Here is a 17,719-nt window from a genome sequence, read left to right on the forward strand (position 1 = left end):
GCGGCTGGCGCGCCGTGCGCGATCATCTCGGCAGAACCGGACGGCATCGATCAGGCGGCGTCCTCGCAGCACGCGTCGCGTTCGCGTTCGCGCTCGCGCACCGCTGCGAGCCGTTCGCGGAACGCGACGAGCTCGGCGATCGTCAGCATCGGCAGCCCGTGCTGCGCGGCGAAGCGCTCGACGTCCGCGCCGCGCGTCATCGTGCCGTCCGGATTCATCAGCTCGCACAGCACGCCTGCCGGCTTGAGCCCGGCGAGGATCGCGAGATCGACGGTGCCTTCGGTGTGGCCGCGCCGCGCGAGCACGCCGCCCGGTGCCGCGCGCAGCGGGAACACGTGGCCGGGGCGCACGATGTCGTGCGGCAACGCGCCGTCGGCGATCGCCGCGCGAATCGTCGTCACGCGATCGGCGGCCGACACGCCCGTCGACACGCCGGCGCGCGCCTCGATCGACACCGTGAACGCCGTGCCGTTCTTGCTCTCGTTCAATTGCGCCATCGGCGGCAGCTCGAGCGCGCGCACCCTCTCGTCCGTCAGGCACAGGCACACGATGCCGCTGCACTCGCGGATCAAGAGCGCCATCGTCTCGTCGGTGAGACGCTCGGCGGCGACGATCAGATCGGCTTCGTTCTCGCGGTCGTGGTCGTCCTGCAGCACGACCGCGCGCCCTTCGCGCAGCGCGGCGAGCGCGGCGGCGATGCGCGGCGGCACAGGTTCGGCGGCGAGCAACGGGAGATCGGAGAAAGCGTCGGCGGGCGCCGACTTCGAAGGCAACGGAAACGACATGATATGAAACGCTCCTCGCGGAAAGAATGGGGCGAAAAACGTTTCAGGGCTTAGCAAACAGACAGCGCGACGCCGCTTCCGCGCCGCGCGGACGACACCGCGCGCAACGGACGAGACCTGCGCACATGACCATCTGCACATCTTCTTTCATCCGGACTATGACCGTCGGCTCTGGCATCGGACCAGATCTGCTGACCCCGCGCATCGCGCGGGCGCTCGCGGGCTCGCCGGCAACATGCCGACCTACCGCCGGTGGGGAATTCCGCCCCGCCCTGAAGACGCACTGATTGCCGGACGAACCGGCGGGTGAAGCATACAACACCTGCGGGCCCGCCGCAGCGAGAACCCGCCAAGACCCTACTGACGAATCCGTCTAAACCGCGCGACGCGGCCCGGCGTCACGCCGGCACGTGCCAGCGCGGCGGCACTTCGGCGTTCACCGTCACGCGGAACGCGCGCGCCTCGGTGTCGCCGGGATTGCGCAGCGTGTACGGCTGGTCGGCGTCGAACACGATCGCGTCGCCCGTGGCGAGCAACTGCCGGCGATCGTGGATGCCGACTTCGAGCGTGCCTTCGCTGACGACGAGATTCACGCTCGTGCCGGGCGCGCGCGGCGCGCCGGGCTCAGTGTGCAGCGGCGCGATCCGCAGCTCGTGGAATTCGGCGACCGCGGGCTCGCCTTCCGGATAAAGCGCACGCGCGGAGAAGCGCCCGTTCGAGCTGACGACGCGCACCGCGCGCTCGGCGGACAAATGCTCGAAGCCGTTGACCGCATGCCGGCGCAGGAACGCGGCGACCGACACCTTCAGCGCGGCCGCGACCTTGCAGAGCACCTTGATCGACGGCACGCTGCGCGCGGATTCGATCTGCGCGAGCATCGCGCGCGACACGCCGGAGAGCCGCGCGAGCGCGTCGAGCGACAACTGGCGTTCCGCGCGCAGACGCGCGAGGTTTACGCCGACGAGCCGCTCGAGCGCATCGAACGACTCGTACGACGCGTCGGCCGCGGAAGCGGCATCCTGTGAAGACACATCGCGCACGAGCGCCAACGGAGAATGCATGACGTTGCCTCCAGGGCCCGAGCGAGCCCAGCGGTTTCAGATGAGGCAAAGACTAACATCCGCTACGGGGACATCAAACAAAGTTATCTTCACACTGTTATCAGGATCGCAGAGGACAGCGTTTTGCGATGCGTCATTGCGCCGTTGCAGCCGCGCCGGACGAGACGCGCGTATCGAGCCGCGCGGCGAGCACCGTGACCGCGAGCGCGGCGAGCGTGACGACGGCCGCCACCCAAGGCAGCGCGTCGAGCGGCACCCCATGCGACAGCGCGACGCCGCCCAGCCACGCGCCGCCCGCATTGCCGACGTTGAACGCGCCGATGTTCAGCGTCGACGCGAGATTCGGCGCGTGCGCGGCCTTCTCGACGACCCGAGACTGTAGCGGAGGAACCGTCGCAAAAGCAGCGATTCCCCAGACGAACACGGTGACGGCGGCCGCGACGGGCAGATGGCTCGTCTTCGCGAACACCGCCATCACGGCGATGAGCGCGACGAGAATCGCCATCAGCGAAGGCATCAGCGCGCGATCCGCGAGCTTGCCGCCGATCACGTTGCCGACCGTGAGCCCGGCGCCGAACAGCACCAGCACGAGCGACACCGCGTGCGGAGAGAAGCCCGCCACGTCCTCGAGGATCGGCGCGATGTACGTGAACACGACGAACACGCCGCCGAAGCCGAGCACCGTCATCGCGAGCGCGAGCCACACCTGCGGCTCCTTCAGCACGCGCAGCTCGTGGCCGAGCGCGGCGCCCGCCGCGCCGCGCTGCTTCGGCACGAGCGCCGCGATCCCGGCGAACGACGCGACGCCGAGCGCCGCGACGATCCAGAACGTCGCGCGCCAGCCGAGCATCTGGCCGACGAACGTGCCGAACGGCACGCCGAGCACGTTCGCGAGCGTGAGCCCGGTGAACATCAGCGCGATCGCGCTCGCACGCTTGTCGACGCTCACGAGCGACGCGGCGACGACCGCGCCGATGCCGAAGAACGAGCCGTGCGCGAACGACGTGACGACGCGCGCGATCATCAGCGTCCCGTAGCCTTGCGCGACCGCGCACAGCACGTTGCCGACGATGAAGATCGCCATCAGCAGCTGCAGCGCCGCCTTGCGCGGCATCTTGCTCGTGAGCACGGCGAGGAGCGGCGCGCCCGCCGCGACGCCGAGCGCATAGCCGCTCACGAGGAGGCCCGCGGACGGCAGCGTGACCGCGAGGTCGCGCGCGACGTCGGGCAACAGGCCCATGATGACGAATTCGGTAGTGCCGATGGCGAACGCGCTGATCGCGAGCGCGAGTAACGGTAGGGGCATGAGACTCTCCGGGGGCGGGACGCGGCGCGGCTCATGCCGCACCGCATCAAAAGACCTGATGAGCGCGCATTGTCCCGAATCACAATATTTTTGATAATTGGCGTAGCATTTGAACCATTTTCAAAAATTTTCTAAAAATCACATGGATCGACTGGGCGACATCCGCTTGTTCGTCGAGGCGGCGGAGCTCGGCAGCCTGTCGGCCGCCGGGCGCAAGCTGAACCTGACGCCCGCCGCCGCGAGCGCGCGGCTCGCGAAACTGGAGGCGAAGGTGTCGACGCGCCTCTTCGAGCGCTCGACGCGGCGGCTGCGGCTTACCGACGAGGGCCGCCTGTACCTGAACTGCTGCCGCCAGGCGCTGCAGGCGCTCGACGACGCCGACGCGATGTTGCAGGAAGGCCGCAACATCGTGAGCGGCAAGGTGCGGCTGTCGTCGACGTCGGATTTCGGGCGCAACCAGCTGCTCGACTGGCTCGACGAGTTCAATGCGCGCTACCCGGACGTGACGTTCGCGGTGACGGCGTCGGATTCGTCGTCGAACCTGTGGCAGGACGAGATCGATCTCGCGATCCGCTTCGCCGCGCCGCCCGACGGCGCGCTGATCGCGCGGCGGCTCGCGGCGAACCGGCGCGTGCTGTGCGCGTCGCCCGCATTCGTCGACAAGCACGGCGCGCCGAAGGACCCGCTCGATCTGGCCCGCTTTCCGTGCAACGTGATTACGGTCGCATCCGGGCCGATCAACGTCTGGCGCTTCACGCGCGGCGATGTCACGCAAACCCACACGGTGCCGCTCGCGAACGCGCACGAGACGAACGACGGCGGCCTCACGCGCGAATGGACGATCCGCGGCTACGGAATCGCGCTGAAATCGATCTGGGACATCGCCGCCGACGTCCGCGCGGGCCGGCTGAAGGTGCTGCTGCCCGAGTGGCGGCATCACGACGCGCCGCTGCACGCGATCTATCACGGCAAGCGCTACATGGCGCCGCGCGTGCGGGTGCTGCTCGACTTCCTCGTCGAGCGCTTCGCGAAAGAGGAGGCGGCGCTCGAGGATCTGCTGAACGCGTGCCGGTGACGCGGGGCGCGTCCGGCTTCGCGCGTCTTCGCCCGCGGATTCGCTTCTCCGCTTCTCCGCTTCTCCGCTTCTCCGCTTCTCCGCTTCTCCGCTTCTCCGCTTCTCCGCTTCTCCGCTTCCAGCGCGAGGGCCGCGCGCCGCCGCGGACATCCCCGCGATCGCGCAAGCACGCCGCCGACCGGCGACCGTCCTCGGCGCGGCCGAACGAACACCGCCCTCCCCGCGCGACGCGCCGCCGCCCGCCCCGCCGAGCCCGAAAAGCTATAATAGAAAGCTTTCCCGGCGGCATCTCCCCGTACGCGGCACGCGCTTTCGCGCGGTTGGCGGCGCGCCGATCCGTCCCCCGATCCACTTTGAACGACGCCCCCAGGTCAACCACTGCGAACGGCGAATCCTCATGACCAAGAAAGTTTACGTAAAGACCTTCGGCTGCCAGATGAACGAGTACGACTCCGACAAGATGGTCGACGTGCTCAATGCATCCGAAGGCCTCGAAAAGACCGACTCCCCCGAAGACGCGGACATCATCCTGTTCAACACCTGCTCGGTGCGTGAAAAAGCGCAGGAGAAGGTGTTCTCCGACCTCGGCCGCGTGCGCGAGCTGAAGGAGGCGAAGCCGGATCTGCTGATCGGCGTCGGCGGCTGCGTCGCGAGCCAGGAAGGCGCGTCGATCGTCGCGCGCGCGCCGTACGTCGACCTCGTGTTCGGTCCGCAGACGCTGCACCGCCTGCCGCAGATGATCGACGCGCGGCGCGCGAGCGGCCGCGCGCAGGTCGACATCACGTTCCCCGAAATCGAGAAGTTCGACCACCTGCCGCCCGCGCGCGTCGAAGGCCCGAGCGCGTTCGTGTCGATCATGGAAGGCTGCAGCAAGTACTGCAGCTATTGCGTCGTGCCGTACACGCGCGGCGACGAAGTCTCGCGCCCGCTCGACGACGTGCTGACCGAAATCGCCGGCCTCGCCGACCAGGGCGTGCGCGAAGTGACGCTGCTCGGCCAGAACGTGAACGCGTACCGCGGCGCGCTGACGGCCGGGGCGAGCGACATCGCCGATTTCGCGACGCTGATCGAATACGTCGCCGACATTCCCGGCATCGAGCGAATCCGCTATACGACGTCGCATCCGAAGGAATTCACGCAGCGCCTGCTCGACGTCTACGCGAAGGTGCCGAAGCTCGTCGACCACCTGCACCTGCCCGTCCAGCACGGCTCGGACCGCATCCTGATGGCGATGAAGCGCGGCTACACGGTGCTCGAGTACAAGTCGGTGATCCGCAAGCTGCGCGCGATCCGCCCGAACCTGTCGCTGTCGACGGACATCATCGTCGGCTTCCCCGGCGAGACCGAGGCCGACTTCGACAAAACGATGGCGCTCGTCCACGAGATGAGCTACGACACGAGCTTCTCGTTCATCTACAGCCCGCGTCCCGGCACGCCGGCCGCGAACCTCGCCGACGACACGCCGCGCGAGCTCAAGCTCAAACGCCTGCAACATCTGCAGGCGACGATCGAGGAGAACGTCGTGCGCATCAGCCGGTCGATGGTCGGCAAGGTCGAGCGCATTCTGGTCGAAGGGCCGTCGCGCAAGGATCCGAACGAGCTCGCGGGCCGCACCGAGAACAACCGGGTCGTGAACTTCCCGGCGCCGCTCGCTTCGCACCCGCGCCTGATCGGCCAGATGATCGACGTGAAGATCAATCACGCGTATCCGCACTCGCTGCGCGGCGAGCTCGTGCTCGCGCACGACGACGCGAGCGCCGCCACGCACTGAACGCCCAACAGGAACCCGACGCCACTTTGAAAACCGCTCAAGCACTGGAATTCACCGCGCCGCGCGACGACAACGCGCGCCTCGCGAACCTCTGCGGCCCGCTCGACGAGAATCTGCGCCAGATCGAACAGGCGCTCGACGTGACGCTGTCGCGGCGCGGCCACCGGATCGCGATTCGCGGCCGGGCCGCGAAAACCGCGCTCGCGGCGCTCGAAGACTTCTACAACCGCGCGCGCGATCCGCTGTCGGTCGACGACATCCAGCTCGCGCTCGTCGAGGCGCGCCACCCGGGCAATCCGCGTCGCAACGGCAACGGCGAAGGCGAGCCCGAAGTCGACGTGCGCTTTCGCGGCGATCCGGATCATCCGTTCGACGAGCCCGTCGTGCGCATCGACGAAGAACCGTACGTCGACGAGACGGCGCCGAAGCTCTACACGCGCCGCGCGGACCTGCGCGGCCGCACGCCCGCGCAGCGCGAATACCTGAAGCAGATCCTGTCGCACGACGTCACGCTCGGCGTCGGGCCGGCGGGCACCGGCAAGACCTATCTCGCGGTCGCGTGCGCGGTCGACGCGCTCGAGCGCGACCAGGTCAAGCGCATCGTGCTGACGCGTCCGGCCGTCGAGGCGGGCGAGCGGCTCGGCTTCTTGCCGGGCGACCTTGCACAGAAGGTCGATCCGTACCTGCGGCCGCTCTACGACGCGCTGTACGACCTGCTCGGCTTCGACAAGACCGCGAAGATGTTCGAGCGGCAGATGATCGAGATCGCGCCGCTCGCGTACATGCGCGGCCGCACGCTAAACCACGCGTTCATCATCCTCGACGAGGCGCAGAACACGACGCCCGAGCAGATGAAGATGTTCCTCACGCGGATCGGCTTCGGCTCGAAGGCGGTCGTCACGGGCGACACGAGCCAGGTCGACCTGCCGCGCGGACACAAGAGCGGGCTCGTCGAGGCGCAGCAGGTGCTCTCCGGCGTGCGCGGCATCGCGCTCACGCGCTTCACGAGCGCGGACGTCGTCCGGCATCCGCTCGTCGCGCGGATCGTCGAGGCATACGACGAGTTCCACGCGCAGCACAAGGACGAGTAAGCGGGGCGATCGGGCTCGATCGGGCTCGATCGGGCTGGTCAATCGGGGCTGGTCGATCGGGGCTGGTCGATCGGGGCTGGTCGATCGGCGAGCGGGAGCAGATCGCACGCGGTCGATTCGATCGGCGAGCGGCCGCGCGATCGCGCGCGGCGGGTGACGGGCGCCACGCGCGGCCTGTCCGGGCAGCTTCCGCTTTGCGTCGGTCGCTTGATCGCTTGATCGCTTGATCGCTTGATCGCTTGATCGCTTGATCGCTTGATCGCTGGCAGCATAGACCGCAGCGGCGCTCGGCCGCGCGCATGGCGATCGCGATCCAACCCTCGCGACACCACGCCGGCCGATCCGGCGACGATCGAGCGCCGTTCGCGCCCCGACTGGTGCGGCGCCCGTGCAACGATCGCACGATCGCCTGATTCCGCGCGCACCTTGCGTCGACGAAACGCCACCCCAACAGCCGATCGTTTTCAGGCCCTCGCCCGCCGCAGAACGCGGCCGAACACCGCCCTTCGAATCGCCCGACCGCCGCGCGCCGGCACCTCCCCCGCCTCCGGCGATCCTGCTAAACGGCGCTCCGGAGGCCCGTCCGTTTGGTGTATCCTCAACCGCGTTCAAACCGACGCAAGCGTCATGAAATCGTCCCGTTCCTCAAAGTCCGTACGCGCCGACGCGGCGCAACCCGCATTCCCTCGCCTGTCGCTGCTCGACGCGAAAGGCAAAGTCAAGACGGTCGATGCGCAGGCGCTGCGCGTCGACTTCGCCGACGGCCGCAGCCTGATGTTCGACCTGTCCGGCAGCTCGGGCGACGCGGCGGTCGCGATCGTCGCGCAGCACACGGATCCGTCGCTGCGCGCGACGATCGCGCTGCGCCCCGAGCACTACGACAGCGTGACCGTCGTAGTCGGCGCCGACGAGAACCCGGACTTCGCGCACGATGAAGCCGACGGCGAAGCACAGGAGCGCGAGCCCGAGCTCGACCTCGCGGTCCAGTACGGCGACGAGGTCGGCGACGCGCAGCGCAGGTCGCTGCCGAAGCGCAAGGTGATCGCCGAATGGCTCGAGCCCGCGATCTTCTCCGATGCGCAGTTCACCGTGCGCTTCGTCGGCGCGGACGAAGGGCGCGCGCTCAACAACAGCTATCGGCACAAGGACTATGCGACCAACGTGCTGACGTTCGCGTACGGCGAGGAGCCGGACGGCGTCACGGTCGCGGACCTCGTGCTGTGCTGCCCCGTCGTCGAAAAGGAAGCGCGCGAGCAGGGCAAGACGCTCGTCGCGCATTACGCGCACCTGCTCGTGCACGGCGCGCTGCATGCGCAGGGCTACGACCACGAGCGCGGCGACGAAGACGCGGCCGAGATGGAAGCGCTCGAAATCGACATCCTCGCGAAGCTCGGCTTTCCGAATCCGTATCGCTGATTCGCGCCGCCCTGCCCGCCGTGAGCCGCCCCGCATCCGCCCCCACCCGCTGCCCCTACCCTCCGTCGCTCGGCGAAGCGCGCTACCTGAGCGACGACGAACTCGCGGCGTCGCTCGGCGCGACGCTCGCCGGCTGGGATCGCACGAGCGATCTGTGGCTGTTCGGCTATGGCTCGCTGATCTGGAACCCGGGCATGCCGGCCGTCGAGGCGGTGCGCGGGAAGGTCCACGGCTACCACCGCGGGCTCTACTTGTGGTCGCGCGTGAACCGCGGCACGCCCGAGCAGCCTGGGCTCGTGCTCGCGCTCGACCGCGGCGGCTCGTGCACGGGGCTCGCGTTCCGGCTCGCCGGCCGCACCGCGATGCCGCACCTCGAAGCGCTGTGGCGGCGCGAGATGGCGATGGGCTCGTACCGTCCCGCGTGGCTGCCGTGCGCGCTCGCGGGCGGCGAGCGGGTCAGCGCGCTCGCGTTCGTGATGCGGCGTGACGTCCCGACCTACACCGGCAAGCTGGCCGACGACGTCGTGAAGGCCGTGTTCGACTGCGCGAGCGGCCGCTACGGCACGACGCTCGACTACGTGAGCCGCACCGTCGACGCGCTGCGCGACAGCGGAATGCCCGACCGGGCGCTCGAGGCGCTGCTCGCGCGCTGCCGGTAGTTCGCTGCCGGCATCCTGCGGGATCGGCGCGCAAAACCGGCGGGCATCATGCGCCGTCACGGATCGGGCGCCCGGCCGCATGCGCGGCGATGCCGGTCGCACGCGCGGTCTCCCCGCCACGTCTCGCCGACCTGCTCCACGAACCTGCATCGCCCGCCCCGCGAAATTCACGCCTCGCCCGGCTTCCCGCGTCATCGGCCATGCAATTCGTCTCGTCGCGCCGCCGTCCCGTCGGGCCGGCCGGGCAGCGTGCCTCGCCGCACGGCTTCCCGTCGCGCCGACGACGCGCTCCGCTACGCGGCACGCCGCGGCATCTCGTCCCATCCGCCGCTTTTTTCCCGCCGCTGCCCGCGCGCCCGTTTCTGCGCTACGATGGGGGCACGCCCAAGGCCGCGCCGTGTGGCCGGAATCGCGCGAAAAGCCGCTTCGGCCCGCGCGCACGCCCGTCGACACGGTCGCGCCATGACCTTGGTGTATCCTTCCCAATTCCGTGACAGCGCGCCTCCGATCCGCGGGGCGCACCACCATGAACGATTCGTATCCCAGTCGAAAATCCTCCGACAAACCGCATGAAAAACGCTCGCTGCTCGAGCGTCTGACCGACTTCATCTCGCCCGAGCCCGACTCGCGGGCCGAGCTCCTCGAAATCCTGCAGGACGCGCACGAACGCAACCTGATCGACGCCGATTCGCTGTCGATGATCGAAGGCGTGTTCCAGGTGTCCGACCTGTGCGCGCGCGACATCATGGTGCCCCGCGCCCAGATGGACGCGCTCAACATCGCCGACAAGCCCGAGGATTTCATCCCGTTCGTGCTCGAGAAGGCGCACTCGCGCTACCCGGTGTACGAAGACAACCGCGACAACGTGATCGGCGTCCTGCTGGCCAAGGACCTGCTGCGCTTCTACGCGGAAGAGGAATTCGACGTGCGCGGGATGCTGCGCCCCGCCGTCTTCATCCCCGAATCGAAACGGCTGAACGTGCTGCTGCACGACTTCCGCGTGAACCGCAACCACCTCGCGATCGTCGTCGACGAATACGGCGGCGTCGCGGGCCTCATCACGATCGAGGACGTGCTCGAGCAGATCGTCGGCGACATCGAGGACGAATACGATTTCGACGAGGAAGCCGGCAACATCATCGCCGCGCCGGACGGCCGCTACCGCGTGCGCGCGCTGACCGAGATCGAGCAGTTCAACGAAACGTTCGGCACCGATTTCTCCGACGAGGAAGTCGACACGATCGGCGGCCTCATCACGCACCATTTCGGCCGCGTCCCGCATCGCGGCGAGAAGGTGCGTCTGGACGACCTGCTGTTCGAGATCCAGCGCGGCGACGCCCGCCAGATCCACGTGCTGCTCGTGCGCCGCGCGCCGCTCGCGGGCCGGCGCAGCGGCTCGGCCGGCGAAGACTGACGCGCCGCCCGCCCGTTTCCCCAACCCGCTCTCCCGACGCAACGCATGGCCGAACCGATCTCGACCCGCTCGCAACCGAGCGTCTCCTCTTCGGCGAGCGGCCGTGCGCTGCCCGTCTGGCACTATCCGGCCGCGCTCCTCGCGGGCGCGGCCAACACGCTGACGTTCGCGCCGACGCCGCACGGCGGCTGGCTGCAGTTCGTCGTATTCGCGTGGCTCTTCGCGCAGCTCACGCGCACGACGAGCTGGAAGCACGCGGCGGCCACCGGCGGCGCGTTCGGCTTCGGCAACTTCATCACCGGCATCTGGTGGCTCTACATCAGCATGCACGTGTACGGCGAGATGGCCGCGCCGCTCGCGGGCGGCGCGCTCGTGCTGTTCTGCCTGTTCCTGTCGATCTATCCGGCGTTCTCGGCGGGCCTCTGGTCGTTCTGCGCAGGACACGCGCAGAACGGCCGCGCGGCCGACCCGCGCCTGTTCCCGCCGACCTGGCACGGCGCGTTCGCGTTCGCGAGCGCATGGGCCGTCGGCGAATGGCTGCGCGGCACCGTGTTCACCGGCTTTCCGTGGCTCGCGAGCGGCTATGCGCAGGTCGACGGGCCGCTCGCCGGCTATGCGTCGATCGTCGGCGTCTACGGGATCGGCTGGGTGCTCGCGCTCGTCGCGGCGCTCGCCGTGCAGGCGATCGTCCGTGCGCGCGGCGACGGCGACGGAAACGGCAGCGCCGATACGAACGCGACAGGCGCGCCCCGGTCGTCCCGCGCGCCGCGCGTCGCGGCGCCGGCGTTCGCGGCCGTCGTGTTCGTCGCGATCGGCCCGCTGCTCGCGCTCGTGCCGTGGACGGTGCCCGCGAACGCACCGCTCACGGTGCGCCTGCTGCAAGGCAACGTGAAGCAGGACATCAAGTTCGAGGAAGCGGGCATCAACGCGGCGATCGAGCTGTATCAGAAGATGATCACCGACAAGCCCGCCGATCTGATCGTCACGCCGGAGACGGCGATCGCGGTGCTGATCCAGGAGCTGCCCGAGCCGTTCGCGCGCGCGGTGCGCAATTTCAGCGACACGACCGATACGGCGGTGCTGTTCGGCGCGGTCGGCGGCACGGTGACGGCCGACGGCCGGATCGTCGACTACACGAACAGCCTGTACGGCGTGACGCCGCATTCGCGCGACATCTACCGCTACGACAAGCATCATCTGGTGCCGTTCGGCGAGTTCATCCCGTGGGGCTTCCGCTGGTTCGTCGACCTGATGAAGATGCCGCTCGGCGATTTCGCGCGCGGCGCGCCGGTCCAGCAGCCGTTCATCGTGCGCAACCAGCCGGTGATGGCCGACATCTGCTACGAGGACATCTTCGGCGAAGAGATCGCGGCGACGATCCGCGACAATCCGGTGTCGCCCGGCGTGCTCGTCAACGTGACGAACCTCGCGTGGTTCGGCGACACGATCGCGCTCGACCAGCACCTGCAGATCGCGCGGATGCGCTCGCTCGAGACGGGCCGGCCGATGCTGCGCGCGACGAACACCGGGATGACGGCCGCGATCGACGCGCAGGGGCGCGTGCTCGGCCAGTTGAAGCCGTACACGATCGGCTCGCTCGACGTGAGGATCGAAGGCACCGCCGGCCGCACGCCGTACGTGACGAGCGGCAATGCGACGGTGCTCGCGCTATCGCTGCTGCTGCTCGCATTCGGCTTCGCGTTCGGGCCGGGGCTGCGCCGGCGCGGCTGACGCCGTCGGCGCGGGCGCGCGGCCATCCGCCGGCCCGCCCGCGCAAACGGCCGGCCGGCGTTCCCGCCTCAGCGCGCGCGCCGCGCCCATTCGCGCAGATCGCGCGCCGCCTCCTCCATCACCGGCTCCCAGCGCGTGAACTCGCGCTGACGATACAGCGTCGCCGTCGGATACCACGGACTGTCGCGCCGCTCGAGCTGCCACACCCAGTGCGGATTGACGTCGAGCAGCACCCACGTCGGCCGCCCGAGCGCGCCGCTCAGATGCGCAACCGATGTGCAGACGCTCACGACCAGATCGAGCGCGCCGACGTAGGCCGCCGTATCGTCGAACGTGCGCAGCTCGGCGGTCTCGTCGACGATCGGAAAGCCCGCCGCGCGCGCCGCCTCGATATCCGCCGCCGCGCCCGGCTGCAGCGAATGAAACGTCACGCCGCCGACCCCGCCGAACGCGGCGGCATACCGGTCGAGACCGACGCGCCGGAACGGATTGCGCTGATGCGCGAGGCTGCCCGTCCACGCGAGCCCCACGCGCAGCGGCGCTGCGCCCGCCGGCGCCGACGCGGCGAAGCGCTCGCGCCATCCGGCGATCGCCGCATCGTCCGCGCGCAGATACGGCACGGTGTCGCCGAGCAGCGCGTCGCCGAGTCCGAGCATCCACGGCACGCTCATCAGCGGAATCTCATAGTCGAACGGCTGCAGCTCGGCGACGCCGCCGCCCGCGCGATAACCGTCGACGTGCGCGCCCAGGCTGCGCACGAGCAGATCGCCCATCTGCGGAAACGAATTCCACTCGAGCCGCCCGCCTTCGCGATGCACGCGCTCGGCGAGCGCCGGCACGAAACGGGAGAACTGCAGCAGGTCGCCCATTCCCTGCTCGCCCCACACGAGCAGCGTCTTGCCCGCGAGCGGCTCGCCGCGCCAGCGCGGGCCGGGCAGCGCTGGCAGCTTGCCGCGCAGCTCGGGCGCGCCGCTCCAGCGCATCTCGTGCTCCGGCCAGCCGGCCGCATAGTCGCCGCGCGCGAGATGAATCAGCGCGAGGTTGAAGCGATGCGACGCATTATCGGGGTCGCGCTCGCTGACGCGCGCCGCGATGCGTTCGGCGTCGTCCCAGCGCTGCGCCTCCTTGTACGCCATCGCCGCGTTGTTGAGCGCGAGCGGGCTGTCGGGCGCGAGCGCGAGCGCCTTCGCCGACGCGTCGAGCGCGCCCGGCAGGTCGCGGCCGCGCAGCCGCGCGATGACGAGATTGATCCACGCATCGGGCGCCGACGGCGCGTCGGCCGCCGCCCCTTCGAGCAGCGCAAGCTCTTCCGCCGCGTCGCCTCCCGTCATGCGAACGGCAATCGCGAGGTTGTTCTTCAGCGACGGCCATGCGGGCGCGACGGCCAACACCCGTCGGTACGGCGAGATCGCATCCGCGTGCCGCCCCGCATGCTGCAGCGCGTAGCCGTGATTGAACGCGGCGGCGGGCGACGCCGGCGCGAGCGCGTCGTAGAGGCGCGCGAGTTCGACTGCGTCGCCCGCGCGCCCTGCGCCGACGAGCGCCATCGTCAGTTGCGGGATCGCGTCGTCGTCCACGGGATGCAGCAGGCGGGCGGCCTCGAGCCAGATCGCGCGGGCGTCGCCGCCCGCGTCGAGCGCCCGGCGAAGCATCGCGACGAGCGGCGGCGCGAGCGGGATATTCGGACAGGGTGCGGCTGAAGACATGAGCGATCGTCACGGTGACAGCGTGGCGCGCCTCACGGCGCCGGAAGCTCTCCATCTTACCGGCTCGACATCGCCCGGCATCTCGAAAATGCGACGGAGGCTTCGCCGCGTCGCCCGGCGGCATGCCGCGCCCGAGCGAATGCCCGACAGACGATCCGTCGCGTAGCGCCCGCCGCCGCGCGCCATGTGCAGCACGCCACACGCCGCGTGCCGCGTCGAACGCCATCTGCCGAGCACCGCGCGCTCGGCGCAGCGCCGCCGCTCGCCGGGACGCGGCTCACGTCCTCGACATCGCCGGAGGCAAAGAAAAAGAACGCGTCAAAACCGCCGGCACATCGCACCGACGCGCCGTGCGCGCCGCCCCGCGCTACCGCGCGTTTTCCCGCGATTTTCGCGCCCGCGAACGCATATGGAGGGCTGCCCCACCCCGTTCCGGCCGCACCCGCCCGCCGATCCGGTAAAATTGCATGTTTTAGCACAGACCCAAGCCGCGCGCCGCGCGAGCGGCCGGCGCGGACCTCGCTCGCGCCGGCCGCCCGAAGCGAAGCGCCCAGCGCCACGAAGGCCTCTCATGCTTACGTTTCAGCAAATCATCCTGACGCTCCAGTCCTATTGGGACAGGCAGGGTTGCGCCCTGCTCCAGCCGATCGACATGGAAGTCGGCGCCGGCACGTCGCACGTGCACACGTTCCTGCGCGCGATCGGCCCCGAGCCGTGGCGCGCCGCGTACGTGCAGCCGTCGCGCCGCCCGAAGGACGGCCGCTACGGCGAGAACCCGAACCGCCTGCAGCACTACTACCAGTACCAGGTCGTGCTGAAGCCCGCGCCGGAAAACATCCTCGACCTGTACCTCGGCTCGCTGGAAGCGCTCGGCTTCGACCTGAAGCAGAACGACGTGCGCTTCGTCGAGGACGACTGGGAGAACCCGACGCTCGGCGCGTGGGGCCTCGGCTGGGAAGTCTGGCTGAACGGCATGGAAGTCACGCAGTTCACGTACTTCCAGCAAGTGGGCGGCCTCGACTGCAAGCCGGTGCTCGGCGAAATCACGTACGGCCTCGAGCGCCTCGCGATGTACCTGCAGAAGGTCGAGAACGTCTACGACCTGATCTGGACCGAGTGGGAAGAGCAGGGCCCGAACGGCCCCGAGCTGCGCCGCCTGACCTACGGCGACGTCTATCATCAGAACGAAGTCGAGCAATCGACTTACAACTTCGAGCAGGCGAACGTCGACCTGCTCTTCACGTTCTTCAACAGCTACGAAGCCGAAGCGAAGCGGATGATCGAAGCGCGGCTCGCGCTGCCCGCGTACGAGCTCGTGCTGAAGGCGGGCCACACGTTCAACCTGCTCGACGCGCGCGGCGCGATCTCCGTGACCGAGCGCGCCGCGTACATCGGCCGCATCCGCGCGCTGTCGCGGCTCGTCGCGCAGGCGTACTACGATTCGCGCGAGAAGCTCGGCTTCCCGATGATCGGCAACCCGGTGCCGGGCGTGCCGGGCTTGACCACCGACGCGCAGGAAGCCGCGCAGCCCGCATGGGCGCCGCCGCTGAAGGCCGAACGCAAGATCGATCAGGACTGACGAGATTCCTCACACCATGACGCAAAACCATCCCGCTCCGCTGCTCGTCGAACTGCTGACCGAAGAGCTGCCGCCGAAGGCGCTCGCGCGCCTGGGCGACGCGTTCGCCGAAGGCATCGCGCAACGTCTCGCCGCGTGCGACCTGATCGAAGGCGAACTCGCGTTCGAACGCTATGCGACGCCGCGACGCTTGGCCGTCGTCGTGCAGAACGTGCGCGCCGTCGCGCCGGAAAAGCAGGTCCGCGAAAAAGTGCTGCCGGTGTCGGTCGCGCTCGACGCCGAAGGCAAGCCGACCGCGCCGCTCGCGAAGAAGCTCGCGGCGCTCGGCCGCCCGAACCTGTCGATCGCCGATCTCGAGCGCGCGCACGACGGCAAGGCCGACGCGTTCTTCGTCAACTACGCGGCGCCCGGCGCGTCGCTCGCCGACGGCCTGCAGGCCGCGCTCGACGAAACGCTCGCGAAGCTGCCGATCCCGAAAGTGATGACCTATCAGCGCCCGGACGGCACCGATGTCCAGTTCGTGCGCCCCGTGCACCGCCTGACCGTGCTGCACGACGAACGCGTCGTGCCCGTCTCCGCATTCGGCATCGACGCGGGCGACACGACGCTCGGCCACCGCTTCCTGTCGGACGGCCTCGTCGCGATCCAGCATGCAAGCGCGTACGCGGACACGCTGCGCGAGAAGGGCCGCGTGATCGCGCACTTCGCGGGCCGCAAGGAGGCAATCCGCACGCAGCTCGACGCGCATGCGGAAGGCGACGAGGTCGTGATGCCGGAGGCGCTGCTCGACGAAGTGACGTCGCTCGTCGAATGGCCCGTCGTCTATCCGTGCCGCTTCGAGGACGAATTCCTGCAGGTCCCGCAGGAATGCCTGATCCTCACGATGCAGACGAACCAGAAGTACTTCGCGCTCACCGATGCGGCGGGCAAGCTGCGCTCGCGCTTTTTGATCGTGTCGAACATCGAGACGAAGACGCCTGGCGAGATCGTCGAAGGCAACGAGCGCGTCGTGCGCCCGCGCCTCGCCGACGCGAAGTTCTTCTTCGAGCAGGACAAGAAGAAGCCGCTCGCCGACCGCGTGCCGCTCCTCGCGAACGTCGTCTATCACAACAAGCTCGGCTCGCAGCTCGCGCGCATCGAGCGCCTAGAGACACTCGCGGGCGAGATCGCGCCCGCGATCGGCGCCGACGCGACGATCGCGATCCGCGCGGCCCGTCTCGCGAAGGCCGATCTGCTGACCGACATGGTCGGCGAGTTTCCCGAGCTGCAGGGCACGATGGGCACGTACTACGCGCGCCACGACGGCGAGCCGGAAGACGTCGCGATCGCGTGCACCGAGCACTACCAGCCGCGCTTCTCCGGCGACACGCTGCCGACGACGCCCGTCAGCACGGCGGTCGCGCTCGCCGACAAGCTCGAGACGATCGTCGGCATCTGGGGCATCGGCCTCGCGCCGACGGGCGAGAAGGACCCGTTCGCGCTGCGCCGCCACGCGCTCGGCGTGCTGCGCCTGTTGCTCGAGAAACAGCTTCCGCTCGATCTCGTCTGGCTGTTGCGCACCGCGTACGAACGCTTCGCGGCGGTGCCGGGCGTCGCCGAATCGACCGACGCGATCTACGCGTTCTTCATCGACCGCCTGCGCGGCCTGCTGCGCGAGCGCGGCTACTCGGCGGGCGAAGTCGACGCGGTGCTGAGCCTGAACCCGACGCGCCTCGACGACATCGTCGCGCGCCTCGACGCGGTGCGCGAGTTCGCGCGCCTCGACGAAAGCGAAGCGCTCGCGGCCGCGAACAAGCGGATCTCGAACATCCTGAAGAAGTCGGAGAGCGGCGCGAACGGCGCGGTGCAACCGGCCCTCTTCGTCGAAGCGGCCGAGAAGGCGCTGCACGAGCAGCTCGCCGAAGTGACGCCGCGCGTGCAGTCGCAGCTCGAGGCGCGCGCATACACGGGCGCCCTGTCCGCGCTCGCCGCGCTGCGCGCGCCCGTCGATACCTTCTTCAACGACGTGATGGTCAACGCCGAGGATCCCGCGCTGCGCGCGAACCGGCTCGCGCTGCTGTCCGCGCTGCATCAGCAGATGAACTGCGTCGCCGACATCTCGAAGCTCGCCGCATAAGCCAGAGGA

The 17,719-nt window shown here is 69.3% G+C and carries 14 protein-coding genes and 1 riboswitch; of the genes, 9 read left to right on the plus strand and 5 right to left on the minus strand.

The window, feature by feature from the left end; translation table 11 throughout:
• Positions 1-50: 50 nt before the first annotated feature.
• The 3 genes from ribB to BG90_RS04535 form a co-directional block, all read right to left on the minus strand.
• Positions 51-785: a 3,4-dihydroxy-2-butanone-4-phosphate synthase gene (ribB, locus tag BG90_RS04525; RefSeq protein ID WP_010114064.1), complete on the minus strand. Its 735-nt coding sequence runs from the start codon at positions 783-785 to the stop codon at positions 51-53.
• Between the two features lie 135 nt (positions 786-920).
• A riboswitch (FMN riboswitch) is annotated at positions 921-1,069 on the minus strand.
• 114 nt (positions 1,070-1,183) lie between these two features.
• Entirely contained in the window at positions 1,184-1,846 is a 663-nt protein-coding gene (locus BG90_RS04530; protein WP_025989661.1) for a helix-turn-helix domain-containing protein, read from the minus strand.
• A gap of 133 nt (positions 1,847-1,979) precedes the next feature.
• Entirely contained in the window at positions 1,980-3,152 is a 1,173-nt protein-coding gene (locus tag BG90_RS04535; RefSeq protein WP_010101776.1) for an MFS transporter, read from the minus strand.
• A gap of 142 nt (positions 3,153-3,294) precedes the next feature.
• Here BG90_RS04535 and BG90_RS04540 point away from each other — a divergent pair, with 142 nt between their 5' ends.
• From BG90_RS04540 to BG90_RS04555, 3 genes are all read left to right on the plus strand, one after another.
• Entirely contained in the window at positions 3,295-4,227 is a 933-nt protein-coding gene (locus BG90_RS04540) for a LysR family transcriptional regulator (protein WP_010101775.1), read from the plus strand.
• A 397-nt stretch (positions 4,228-4,624) separates the two neighbouring features.
• Complete coding sequence (gene miaB, locus BG90_RS04550) at positions 4,625-5,998, plus strand: tRNA (N6-isopentenyl adenosine(37)-C2)-methylthiotransferase MiaB (protein WP_010101773.1); 1,374 nt, start codon at positions 4,625-4,627, stop codon at positions 5,996-5,998.
• A 26-nt stretch (positions 5,999-6,024) separates the two neighbouring features.
• A complete protein-coding gene (locus BG90_RS04555; protein WP_010101772.1) occupies positions 6,025-7,089 on the plus strand; it encodes a PhoH family protein in 1,065 nt (354 codons plus the stop codon).
• Between the two features lie 38 nt (positions 7,090-7,127).
• Here BG90_RS04555 and BG90_RS34685 read toward each other — a convergent pair whose 3' ends face one another.
• Positions 7,128-7,535, minus strand: a complete 408-nt coding sequence (locus BG90_RS34685; protein ID WP_010114062.1) for a hypothetical protein — start codon at positions 7,533-7,535, stop codon at positions 7,128-7,130.
• 181 nt (positions 7,536-7,716) lie between these two features.
• Between BG90_RS34685 and ybeY the strand changes: the two genes are divergently transcribed.
• The 4 genes from ybeY (at position 7,717) to lnt (ending at position 12,309) form a co-directional block, all read left to right on the plus strand.
• Positions 7,717-8,505, plus strand: a complete 789-nt coding sequence (gene ybeY / locus BG90_RS04560) for an rRNA maturation RNase YbeY (protein ID WP_010114060.1) — start codon at positions 7,717-7,719, stop codon at positions 8,503-8,505.
• A gap of 20 nt (positions 8,506-8,525) precedes the next feature.
• Positions 8,526-9,164, plus strand: coding sequence for a gamma-glutamylcyclotransferase (locus BG90_RS04565; protein ID WP_010101770.1), 639 nt, complete (start codon positions 8,526-8,528; stop codon positions 9,162-9,164).
• 526 nt (positions 9,165-9,690) lie between these two features.
• Positions 9,691-10,578 (plus strand): HlyC/CorC family transporter, encoded by an 888-nt coding sequence (locus BG90_RS04570; RefSeq protein WP_010114058.1) that lies wholly within the window; start codon positions 9,691-9,693, stop codon positions 10,576-10,578.
• Between the two features lie 45 nt (positions 10,579-10,623).
• The gene (gene lnt / locus BG90_RS04575) at positions 10,624-12,309 is read left to right on the plus strand and encodes an apolipoprotein N-acyltransferase (protein ID WP_010114056.1); all 1,686 of its coding nucleotides are present in this window, start codon (positions 10,624-10,626) and stop codon (positions 12,307-12,309) included.
• Between the two features lie 68 nt (positions 12,310-12,377).
• Here lnt and BG90_RS04580 read toward each other — a convergent pair whose 3' ends face one another.
• The gene (locus BG90_RS04580) at positions 12,378-14,015 is read right to left on the minus strand and encodes a tetratricopeptide repeat protein (protein WP_010114054.1); all 1,638 of its coding nucleotides are present in this window, start codon (positions 14,013-14,015) and stop codon (positions 12,378-12,380) included.
• Between the two features lie 571 nt (positions 14,016-14,586).
• Here BG90_RS04580 and glyQ point away from each other — a divergent pair.
• Both glyQ and glyS read left to right on the plus strand, forming a co-directional pair.
• Positions 14,587-15,594: a glycine--tRNA ligase subunit alpha gene (glyQ, locus tag BG90_RS04585; RefSeq protein ID WP_010101765.1), complete on the plus strand. Its 1,008-nt coding sequence runs from the start codon at positions 14,587-14,589 to the stop codon at positions 15,592-15,594.
• A gap of 16 nt (positions 15,595-15,610) precedes the next feature.
• Positions 15,611-17,710, plus strand: a complete 2,100-nt coding sequence (gene glyS / locus BG90_RS04590; RefSeq protein WP_010114053.1) for a glycine--tRNA ligase subunit beta — start codon at positions 15,611-15,613, stop codon at positions 17,708-17,710.
• Positions 17,711-17,719: the final 9 nt, after the last annotated feature.

The organism is Burkholderia oklahomensis C6786 (genome assembly GCF_000959365.1).
Classification (GTDB): domain Bacteria; phylum Pseudomonadota; class Gammaproteobacteria; order Burkholderiales; family Burkholderiaceae; genus Burkholderia; species Burkholderia oklahomensis.

Bases quoted from the DNA above. Each gene is read 5' to 3' on its own strand.
- ribB (WP_010114064.1), bottom strand. From the start codon at position 785: ATGTCGTTTCCGTTGCCTTCGAAGTCGGCGCCCGCCGACGCTTTCTCC.
- BG90_RS04530 (WP_025989661.1), bottom strand. From the start codon at position 1,846: ATGCATTCTCCGTTGGCGCTCGTGCGCGATGTGTCTTCACAGGATGCC.
- BG90_RS04535 (WP_010101776.1), bottom strand. From the start codon at position 3,152: ATGCCCCTACCGTTACTCGCGCTCGCGATCAGCGCGTTCGCCATCGGC.
- BG90_RS04540 (WP_010101775.1), top strand. From the start codon at position 3,295: ATGGATCGACTGGGCGACATCCGCTTGTTCGTCGAGGCGGCGGAGCTC.
- miaB (WP_010101773.1), top strand. From the start codon at position 4,625: ATGACCAAGAAAGTTTACGTAAAGACCTTCGGCTGCCAGATGAACGAG.
- ybeY (WP_010114060.1), top strand. From the start codon at position 7,717: ATGAAATCGTCCCGTTCCTCAAAGTCCGTACGCGCCGACGCGGCGCAA.
- BG90_RS04570 (WP_010114058.1), top strand. From the start codon at position 9,691: ATGAACGATTCGTATCCCAGTCGAAAATCCTCCGACAAACCGCATGAA.
- lnt (WP_010114056.1), top strand. From the start codon at position 10,624: ATGGCCGAACCGATCTCGACCCGCTCGCAACCGAGCGTCTCCTCTTCG.
- BG90_RS04580 (WP_010114054.1), bottom strand. From the start codon at position 14,015: ATGTCTTCAGCCGCACCCTGTCCGAATATCCCGCTCGCGCCGCCGCTC.
- glyQ (WP_010101765.1), top strand. From the start codon at position 14,587: ATGCTTACGTTTCAGCAAATCATCCTGACGCTCCAGTCCTATTGGGAC.
- glyS (WP_010114053.1), top strand. From the start codon at position 15,611: ATGACGCAAAACCATCCCGCTCCGCTGCTCGTCGAACTGCTGACCGAA.